Origin of the sequence: Actinomadura rubrisoli, assembly GCF_004349215.1 — a bacterium.
GTDB lineage: Bacteria > Actinomycetota > Actinomycetes > Streptosporangiales > Streptosporangiaceae > Spirillospora > Spirillospora rubrisoli.
The window spans coordinates 1-8,958 of the sequence record NZ_SMKU01000373.1 but is presented as its reverse complement, the minus strand read 5'-3'; the positions used below and the strand labels follow the sequence as shown (position 1 = coordinate 8,958).

Sequence of the window (8,958 nt, the reverse complement as noted above, 5' to 3'; positions counted from 1 at the left end):
ACGGGGGACGGCGCGGGGCCGGTGCCGGGTGACGCCTCGCCCTTGGCGCGGCCTCGGAACCTCATGGGCGCGACCGCCTCCCTGTCTCGATGGTGTTCAACGTCGTCCGGCGCAGGCGGGCGACGGTGTCGGGGAGAACGGTGAGGAACCGGTCGACATCCGCCGAATCAACGCCACGCGGCAGCGATACCCGCACGTTCCCATGGGTAACCACTCCCATCGCCTCTAGGACATGACTTGGACGCAGCGTATCCGCCGTGCACGAGCTTCCCGAGGAAACGGCGAAACCCAGCCGGTCCAGCTCGGTCAGGAGCGCCTCGCCCTCGACGTAGAGGCAGGAGAAGGTCACCAGGTGCGGGAGGCGCCGGACCGGGTCGCCGACCACCTCGACGTCGGGGACGGTCAGCGGGATCCGGTCGCGGATCCGGTCGACGAGCGCGGAGAGGCGCGGTGCCTCGTCCGCCATGTCCGCGCGGTACGCCTCCAGCGCGGCGGCCGCGGCCACGACGCCGGGGACGTTCTCGAAGCCGGGGACGCGGCGGCCCTCGCGCTCGTCGTCCGGCAGCGGGGAGCGCCACCGGGTGCCCTTGCGGATCGCGAGGACGCCGACTCCGGCGGGGCCGCCCCACTTGTGGGCGCTGCCCGCGAGGAACGACCAGCCGTCCGGGACGTCCGCGCGTCCGAGGGACTGGGCCGCGTCCACCAGCAGCGGCACGCGGGCCTCGCGGCACAGCGCGGCGACCTCGGCGACCGGCTGGACGGTGCCGACCTCGTGGTTGGCCGACTGGAGGCACGCGAGCGCCGTATCGGGACGCAGCGCCGCGGCGAACTCGGCGGGGTCGACCCGGCCGTTCCGGTCGACGCCGACGGCGGTGACCTCGCCGCCGTCGCGCTCGTGGAGTTCGGCGGCGTGGAGCACGCTGGAGTGCTCCACGGCGCTCACCACCAGATGGCGCCCGGCCCGCCGGCGCGCCTGGAGCCCCCCGAGGACCGCCAGGTGCACCGCCTGGGTGCCGGACGAGGTGAACGACACCTCGTCCGGACGCGCACCCAGGACGCCGGCCACGCGCGCGCGGGCCCGGTCCATCAGCATGCGGGTGCTCCGGGACGTCCCGTAGAGCCTGGCGGGATCGGCCCAGCCCGCGTCCAGCGCTCCCAGCAACGCCGTCCGGGCCGCCGGATGGAGCGGCTCGGTGGAAGCGGCGTCGAAGTAAGAGCCCGGCGCGCTGGAGTTAGCCACGCCAGAACACTAACCGGGCACCCGATCCGGGCTTCCCGCGACCCTCGCGCTAGGGTGTCCACCACACGTGCAACAACTGATCTCACCGCCCGGCAGGCCGGGCTTTCATCCGTGGGGAAGGCATTCCGTGAGTCCGACCCGCTCTAGGGAGCGGCGTACGCCTGTGCGCACTCGCCGCGCATTGAGAAGCGCCGCCGCGCTGGGGCTGCCGGCGATGACCGCCACCGCGTGCAGCGGCGAGGTGTCCCGCCTGGGCATGCCCGAGCCGATCAGTGATCAGGCCGAGCGCATGCTGAACCTCTGGCAGGGCTCCTGGATCGCGGCGTTCGCGGTCGGCGCCGTCGTCTGGGGTCTGATCATCTGGGCGGTGCTGTTCCACCGCAAGCGCTCCGACGATCTGCCTCCGCAGGTCCGCTACAACATGCCGATCGAGATCCTCTACACGGCGGTCCCGTTCGTCATCATCGCGGTGCTGTTCTACTTCACCGCGCGGGACGAGAACTACGTCGAGAAGACCACCGACAACCCGGCGGTCACGATCGACGTGACGGCGTTCCAGTGGAGCTGGCAGTTCGACTACAAGGAGAAGGCCGGGGGCCAGGAGAAGACCGTCGCCTCCGTGGTCGGCCAGCCGGTGGCGCCGAACGCCTCCTCGGGTCCGAAGCCCGTCATGACGATCCCGACCGGGCAGACCGTGCGGGTGCGGCTTCACTCCAACGATGTCATCCACTCGTTCTGGGTCCCGGCGCTGCTGTACAAGAAGGACGTCATGCCGGGCTACACCAACGAGTTCGAGTTCACGGCGAAGAAACTCGGCACCTATGAGGGCCGTTGCGCCGAGCTCTGCGGCGTCGACCACAGCCGGATGCTGTTCCAGCTCAAGGTCGTGACGCCCGAGCAGTACGCCAAGTTCATCGCCGATTCCAAGGCCCAGGCCGCGGGGGGTGCCCAGTGACCACGATCAGTCACGCACCGAGCGCGCCGGTCGCCGCGTCGCGGACGAGCAAGGGGCGCATCCTCGCCTCGTGGATGTCGTCCACCGACCACAAGGTGATCGGCTACCTCTACCTGATCACATCGTTCTTCATGTTCCTCATCGGCGGCGTGCTCGCGCTGCTGATGCGGACGGAGCTGTACAAGCCGGGTCTGCAGTTCCTCAGCAACGAGCAGTTCAACCAGCTGTTCACCATGCACGGCACGATCATGCTGCTGATGTTCGCGACGCCGCTGTTCGCGGGCTTCGCCAACGTCATCATGCCGCTGCAGATCGGGGCGCCGGACGTGGCGTTCCCGCGGATGAACATGCTGGCGTACTGGCTGTTCCTGTTCGGCAGCCTCATCGTCATCGCGGGCTTCCTGACGCCGGGCGGCGCGGCCAGCTTCGGCTGGTTCGCCTACGCCCCGCTGTCGGACGCGGTGCGCTCGCCGGGCATCGGCGGCGACATGTGGGTGATGGGCCTGGCGATGTCGGGCTTCGGCACCATCATGGGCGCCGTCAACTTCATCACCACGATCCTGTGCATGCGCGCCCCCGGCATGACGATGTTCCGGATGCCGATCTTCACCTGGAACATCCTGCTGACCTCCATCCTGGTCCTGCTGGCGTTCCCGGTGCTCGCCGCGGCGCTGCTGGCCCTGGAGGCCGACCGCAAGCTCGGCGCGCACGTGTTCGACGCCTCGCACGGTGGCGCGCTGCTGTGGCAGCACCTGTTCTGGTTCTTCGGGCATCCGGAGGTCTACATCATCGCGTTGCCCTTCTTCGGCATCGTGACCGAGATCCTCCCGGTGTTCAGCCGCAAGCCCGTGTTCGGCTACATCAGCCTGGTCTTCGCGACCATCACCATCGCGGGCCTGTCGATCACCGTGTGGGCGCACCACATGTTCGTGACCGGCCAGGTGCTTCTGCCGTTCTTCTCGTTCATGACGTTCCTCATCGCCGTGCCCACGGGGGTGAAGTTCTTCAACTGGGTGGGGACGATCTGGCGAGGACAACTGACGTTCGAGTCGCCGATGCTGTGGTCGCTGGGCTTCCTGGTGACGTTCCTGTTCGGCGGCCTGACCGGTGTCATCCTGGCGTCGCCGCCGATGGACTTCCAGCTCTCCGACTCCTACTTCGTGGTGGCGCACTTCCACTACGTCGTGTTCGGCACCGTGGTGTTCGCGATGTTCGCGGGCTTCTACTTCTGGTGGCCGAAGTGGACCGGCAAGATGCTGAACGACACCCTCGGCAAGATCCACTTCTGGCTGCTGTTCATCGGCTTCCACGGCACGTTCCTCATCCAGCACTGGCTGGGGGCGGCGGGCATGCCCCGCCGGTACGCCGACTACGCCGGCGAGTTCCAGGGGATGAACGAGGTCTCCACCATCTTCTCGTTCATCCTCGGCATCTCCCTGCTGCCGTTCTTCTACAACGTCTACATCACGGCGAAGAAGGGCAAGCGGGTGGACGTCGACGACCCGTGGGGCTACGGCGCCTCGCTGGAGTGGGCGACGTCGTGCCCGCCGCCGCGGCACAACTTCAACTCGATTCCGAAGATCCGTTCGGAGCGGCCCGCCTTCGACCTGCACCACCCGCACGTGGGTGCGAAGGGCGAGCTGGCCGGGACGAAGGGGGAGTAGCGGATGCGCGTCCAGGCGTTCCTGTTCTACGGGTGTGCGGTGTTCTTCCTCGTCACCGACGTCGTCTACTGGCTGTGGTCCGGCGACTGGACGGGCACCACGGCCCTCGCCCTGTCGATCGGCCTCGCCGGGCTCATCGGGTTCTACATCCACTTCACCGTCCGGCGCCTTGAGCGGGCCAACAACGGCCCGCTGTACGAGGACGACCCGGAGGGCGACATCGCCGACGCCGCGGGCGAGCTGGGCTTCTTCAGCCCGCACAGCTGGTGGCCGCTGTTCCTGGCGATGTCGGCCGCGTGCGTGGCGCTCGGCGTGGTGTTCGGGTGGTGGCTGGTGATGCTCGGCGCGGCCGCGACCGTCATGACGACCATCGGTCTGGTCTTCGAGTACTACCGGGGTCATTTCGCCCACTGAGCAGTAAAAGAACCCCAAGAGGGGCCGGTACCCACATTTTTCTGGGTACCGGCCTTTTCATCTGGGCGTCGTTCCTAGCGACCGGGCTGGGCAAGACGAATCAAATCGCCCAGTCGGACGACCGGGGGGTCCACAGTGCGGGATGGTGGCTCAGGACCAGGAGACCGGGGAAGGCGGGCGACCGCGGTGCTCGTCGGCGCGACCGTGGCGGTGGGGGCCGCCGGGTGCTCCGGGGACACACTGACGGCGGGAAGGGACGTGGTGAACCTCTCCGTGTCCCCGAACGACGGGGGAGGCAGGCTCAGGCCCGACACCCCGATCGCCGTCCAGGCGCGGAGCGGGACGATCGAGAACGTGACGGTGGCGACCAGGGGAACGCCGGTGGAGGGCGACCTCAGCGCGGACAGGACGCAGTGGCGGTCGCGCTGGTCGCTCGATCCGGGACAGCGGTACACGGTGAGCGCCACGGCGATCGGCAAGGACGGGAAGAGCCGGACGGTCCGCAACAGCTTCTCCGTCGCCGAGGTGAAGAAGAAGCTCGACATGACGCTGGAGGCGCCGTACGACAAGGAGACCGTCGGCGTCGGCATCCCGATCATCATGCGGTTCGGCAAGAAGGTGACCGACAGGGCCGCCGTCGAACGGGCCCTTGAGGTGCGTTCGGACAAGCCGGTCGAGGGTGCCTGGCACTGGTTCGAGGGCGAAGACGGCCCCGAGGCGGTGTTCCGCACGAAGACCTACTGGCCCGCGCACACCAAGGTGAGGTTCCAGGCCCACCTGAGCGGTGTCAGCACCGGCAAGGACACCTACGGCGGGAAGAACTACGCCGTCGACTTCAAGGTCGGTGACGAGCACATCTCCACGGCGGGCGAGGACACCCACAAGATGGTGGTGAAGGTGAACGGGAGGAAGGCCCGCACCATCCCGACGAGCATGGGCAGGGGCGGGGCCCGCAAGTACACCACCACCAACGGCGACCACCTCACCATGGACAAGTCGAACCCGGAGATCATGGATTCGTCCACGACCGGCTGCGGGCCCGGCTGCCCCGGGTACTACCGGCTGTCGGTCAACAACGCCGTCCGCATCTCCGACAGCGGCGAGTTCGTGCACAGCGCGCCCTGGTCGACCGGCGACCAGGGTCACGACAACGTCAGCCACGGCTGCGTGAACATCAGCCCGTCCGACGCCAAGTGGTTCTACAACCTGTCCTACCGGGGCGACCCGCTGGAGGTGACGGGTTCGAGCCGCGAGCTGGAGGCGGACAACGGCTGGGGCTACTGGCAGATGAACTGGAACGACTGGGTGAAGGGCAGCGCCCTCAAGCGGTCGGTGACGACGGCGCCGCACGCGGACGCGTCGACGCTGTCCGCGCAGTCCGGCAACGGCGCCATGCCGACCGCGCCGCGCGCCGTCGGCGGCCCGTAGCGCTCCGTCCCGCTGGACGGGTCGGCCCTAGGATCCGGGCCCGTTCAGCGGGGGCGGCGCTTGGGCGCGGTGCATACGCGCCCAGTCGCGGGCCATCGCGATCCGGTCGGGCCCGGCCGGGTGCGTCAGCCACAGCAGGTATTCGAGGGCGTCGGGGCTCAGGTCGGAGATGTTGCGCACCGACAGCTCGTGCTGCATCGACACGAACGTCGACGGGTCGCGGGTGAGGTTCAGCGCGTGCGCGTCGGCCCGCGCCTCGATGCGCCGGCTGACGAGGTTCTGGACGGGGGTGCCGACCTGGGTGGCCACCGTCACCAGGGCCAGGACGAGGGCCAGGGACCGCGGGTCCGCGGCGCCGGTGCCCTTCGGGTCCGGCACCGGTCCGGGAGCGGGCTCCTGGGACGTCTCCGGATCGACCCCGGCGCGCCGCAGGAGCCGCGGTGACGTCATCAGCAGGTGCAGCAGGCAGATCGCCCCGGCGATGCCCAGCGCGCCCACGAGCGTCCCCCACAGGACGTCGTTGCGCTTGGCGTGCCCCAGTTCGTGTCCGACGATCGACTCGACGCGGGCGGGCGGCGACTTCAGCAGCGTGTCGTACAGGACGATGCGGCGGGTGGAGCCGAAGCCCGACACGTACGCGTTCAGCGAGGTGGTCCGGCGGGACGCGTCGGCGACCAGCACGTCCTCCACCGGCACGCCGTCCCGCTCGGCCATGGCGAGCAGATCGGTGCGCAACCGGCCCTGCGGCAGCGAGTGGAACTTGTTGAAGACCGGCTCGACCACCACCGGATAGAGGAACGACACGGCCACCACCAGCACGAACCCGCCGGCGGCCGCCCCCGCCCACCAGTAGCGCGGGAAGCGGCGCACCACCCCGTACAGCAGCAGCAGGGCGATCGTGTAGATCACCCAGGTGACGGCCAGGGACTTGAGCTGGTCCACGAGCCACTCCGGCCACGCCTGGGTCGAGATCCCGTAGCGGCGCAGCACCGACTCGTTCCAGATGTCGAACGGCAGCCCGGCCAGCCGCAGCAGCGTCGTCAGCGCGACCGCCGCGACCGCGACGCGCAGCGGCCACCGCCGGACCCGCGCCGTGGCCCACCCGATGAAGCGCGACCCGAGCGGCGTGAACCCCAGGGCGAGCACCAGCAGCACGCCCACGACGAGACCGGCGTAGGCGGGCGGGTTGACGGCCGAGTCGAACGCGCGGGAACGGGCGATCTCCGAGGGAGAGTAGTCAAGGCCCGGATCGGGCTCCACATGCCCGCCCGGCACGTGACCGGGCAGCGGGTTCCACGGAGTGGTGACGGCCAGCACGATCCCGACGGTGACGAACAGCACGGCCGCGGTGACGGCGGCGGCCAGCCGGGGCACCCGCATCCGCGCGGCGCCCTCCCGCCCTCCACTCCTGAGCCCGGACGACGCGACCTCCTGCCCGCTCATGATTTATTGGAGCTCCTTCTTCAGGTAGTCGCGCCACATGCCGGTGAAGCGGTCCCGGGTGAGGCCCAGCACGTCCCTCAGCGCGGTGGCCTCGGGGACGCGGCCGGCGACCCGGTACAGCCGCACGAGCGTCGCCTCACCGTACCGGTCGGCGACCATCCTGCAGGCGAGCCAGGACTCCTGGTAGGACTGCGAGAGACGCTCCGCGGCCCCGGAGAAGGCGTCGGCGGACGGCAGCGCGGCCGGCAGGCGGCCCGCGGCCACCTCGCGCCGCAGCTCCCGGGCCGCCGACGCGACGCCGACCTTCGCGCGGTGGTAGCCGACGTAGTCCGCGAAGCCCTCGATCAGCCACAGGGGCGTGGTGCGGTCGCGGGCGCCGCCGGTGGCGACGTGCGTGAGCTCGTGCGTCAGGACGACGTCGCGGCCGAGCTCGTTGAGGCGCCCGAAGGTCGCGGGGGAGATGATCACCCGGTCCTCGCCGCGGCCGCCGCCCGCCGCGGCCGTCACGGTGGCGAGGGCGGCGATCTCGCGGAGGTCCTGGCCCTGCCCGGCGAGCGCCGCGGCCAGCCGCGGCTCGGCGGGGACGAGCGCGACGGCCCGCTGCGGCCAGCCCCGCCCCACGACGCCGGTCACGACGGGGACGGCGGCGTCGAGCCGGCGGGCGATCCGGGGCAGGTCGCCGGCGTCGCCGATGACCAGGCTGGACCGGCCCCGGACCACGGTCAGCGGCCCGCCGTCCCAGATCTCGGCCTCGTCCGCGAACCCGTGGGACGAGCCGTCGCCCACGATCACCCAGATGCCGGAGCGGGGCGCGAGCATCAGGTAGCGGGTGCGGGCCACGGCGCCGCGGTCGAACCCCCGCAGCTTGTAGCGGATCTCCACGCGCACGACGGTGGCGCCCGTCTTGCCGTCCGTGAGCTGGGTGCCGGCGACGCGCTCGCGCCAGCCGTCCAGCGGGAGCCTGCGCAGGTTGTCGTACAGGCGGGACTGGGCGGCCTGGAAAGCGGGGGGCGCGGAGCCCACGGTGGCGAGGAACGCGGTGCGGTCGCCCTTGCCGACGGCACGGGCCCTGTTGGCCAGGACCGGGCCGGCCATGTCCGGGCGGAAGGACCCGGCGACCTTGGTCGCCTCCGTGGAGGGCGTTCCGGACTCGTCCGAGCGCGCGCGGAGGAAGCCCGTGGTCCCGGCGAGCAGCAGGGCGGTGCCTCCCGCGCCCAGGGCGAGTGCCCTGCGCCGCGAGAGGGCACCGCCCTGCCGAACGCGGTCCTCCATGCGCGCGATCCTATGCAGCCCTCTGGAAAGGGCGCGTCATCGCGCCGCGTAGTCGGGGTAGCCGTAGCCGACGACCTTGTCGGTCGAACGGCTCTTGACCATGACCGCGTCGCCGGTGTTGCCCTCGACGGTCTGGATCCTCCCGTCGCCGAGCTTCTTGATCACCATGCCGACGTGGTTGATGCCGCCGACCGCGCCGCCGCCGTCCCAGTCGTAGAACACGATCGCGCCGGGACGGGGCTCGTCGCCCCAGCGGCCGGTGTCCTGGAACCAGCGGGCGTGGGCGACCGTCCAGGCGTCCTTGCCCATCCCGTCGCTGAAGCCGAGCCGGTCGCCGATCCAGGAGATGAACATGTCGCACCAGGAGGCGTCGCCGTACTGCCCGATGGAGCCGCCGTCGCGCGCGACGGTCTCCCCGGCGCGCGAGGTGCTCATGTACCACTCCTGGAACTTGGTCTCGCCGCCGCCGTCCTCCTCGATCCCCACCTGGGACCTGGCCAGCCTGATGGCCTCCTCGGCGGTGGGCCTCGACGGGCGGGCGG

General features: G+C 70.5%; 8 protein-coding genes. 4 read left to right on the top strand and 4 right to left on the bottom strand.

The annotated features are described in order from the left end of the window. Window positions 1-61 precede the first annotated feature (61 nt). Complete coding sequence (locus E1298_RS39915) at window positions 62-1,240, bottom strand: cysteine desulfurase family protein (protein WP_131902583.1); 1,179 nt, start codon at window positions 1,238-1,240, stop codon at window positions 62-64. Window positions 1,241-1,403: 163 nt separating this feature from the next. On the opposite strand from E1298_RS39915, the gene ctaC reads away from it, so the two are divergent. The 4 genes from ctaC (at window position 1,404) to E1298_RS39895 (ending at window position 5,701) form a co-directional block, all read left to right on the top strand. After that, window positions 1,404-2,195 carry an aa3-type cytochrome oxidase subunit II gene (gene ctaC / locus E1298_RS39910; protein ID WP_131902582.1) on the top strand — a complete coding sequence of 264 codons (792 nt, stop codon included), beginning with the start codon at window positions 1,404-1,406 and terminating at the stop codon, window positions 2,193-2,195. Next, window positions 2,192-3,859 (top strand): aa3-type cytochrome oxidase subunit I, encoded by a 1,668-nt coding sequence (ctaD, locus tag E1298_RS39905; protein ID WP_131902581.1) that lies wholly within the window; start codon window positions 2,192-2,194, stop codon window positions 3,857-3,859. Before ctaC ends, ctaD begins: the two co-directional genes overlap by 4 nt. Window positions 3,860-3,862: 3 nt before the next feature. Next, complete coding sequence (locus tag E1298_RS39900) at window positions 3,863-4,273, top strand: cytochrome c oxidase subunit 4 (protein ID WP_131902580.1); 411 nt, start codon at window positions 3,863-3,865, stop codon at window positions 4,271-4,273. 261 nt (window positions 4,274-4,534) lie between these two features. Continuing rightward, on the top strand, window positions 4,535-5,701 hold the full coding sequence (locus E1298_RS39895) for a L,D-transpeptidase (protein ID WP_243726110.1): 1,167 nt from the start codon (window positions 4,535-4,537) through the stop codon (window positions 5,699-5,701). A 27-nt stretch (window positions 5,702-5,728) separates the two neighbouring features. Here the strand turns inward: E1298_RS39895 and E1298_RS39890 are convergent, their stop codons facing one another. The 3 genes from E1298_RS39890 to E1298_RS39880 all read right to left on the bottom strand — a co-directional run. Next, window positions 5,729-7,144: a M48 family metallopeptidase gene (locus E1298_RS39890; RefSeq protein ID WP_243726109.1), complete on the bottom strand. Its 1,416-nt coding sequence runs from the start codon at window positions 7,142-7,144 to the stop codon at window positions 5,729-5,731. Window positions 7,145-7,147: 3 nt separating this feature from the next. Continuing rightward, complete coding sequence (locus E1298_RS39885; RefSeq protein WP_131902578.1) at window positions 7,148-8,416, bottom strand: gluzincin family metallopeptidase; 1,269 nt, start codon at window positions 8,414-8,416, stop codon at window positions 7,148-7,150. A 36-nt stretch (window positions 8,417-8,452) separates the two neighbouring features. Further along, window positions 8,453-8,958: CHAP domain-containing protein (locus E1298_RS39880; protein WP_131902577.1), on the bottom strand; the 506-nt coding region annotated here is incomplete at its 5' end.

What these genes read in the sequence shown, in the direction of transcription:
- E1298_RS39900 (WP_131902580.1), top strand. Translation starts at nt 3,863, where the DNA reads ATGCGCGTCCAGGCGTTCCTGTTCTACGGGTGTGCGGTGTTCTTCCTC.
- E1298_RS39890 (WP_243726109.1), bottom strand. Translation starts at nt 7,144, where the DNA reads ATGAGCGGGCAGGAGGTCGCGTCGTCCGGGCTCAGGAGTGGAGGGCGG.
- E1298_RS39885 (WP_131902578.1), bottom strand. Translation starts at nt 8,416, where the DNA reads ATGGAGGACCGCGTTCGGCAGGGCGGTGCCCTCTCGCGGCGCAGGGCA.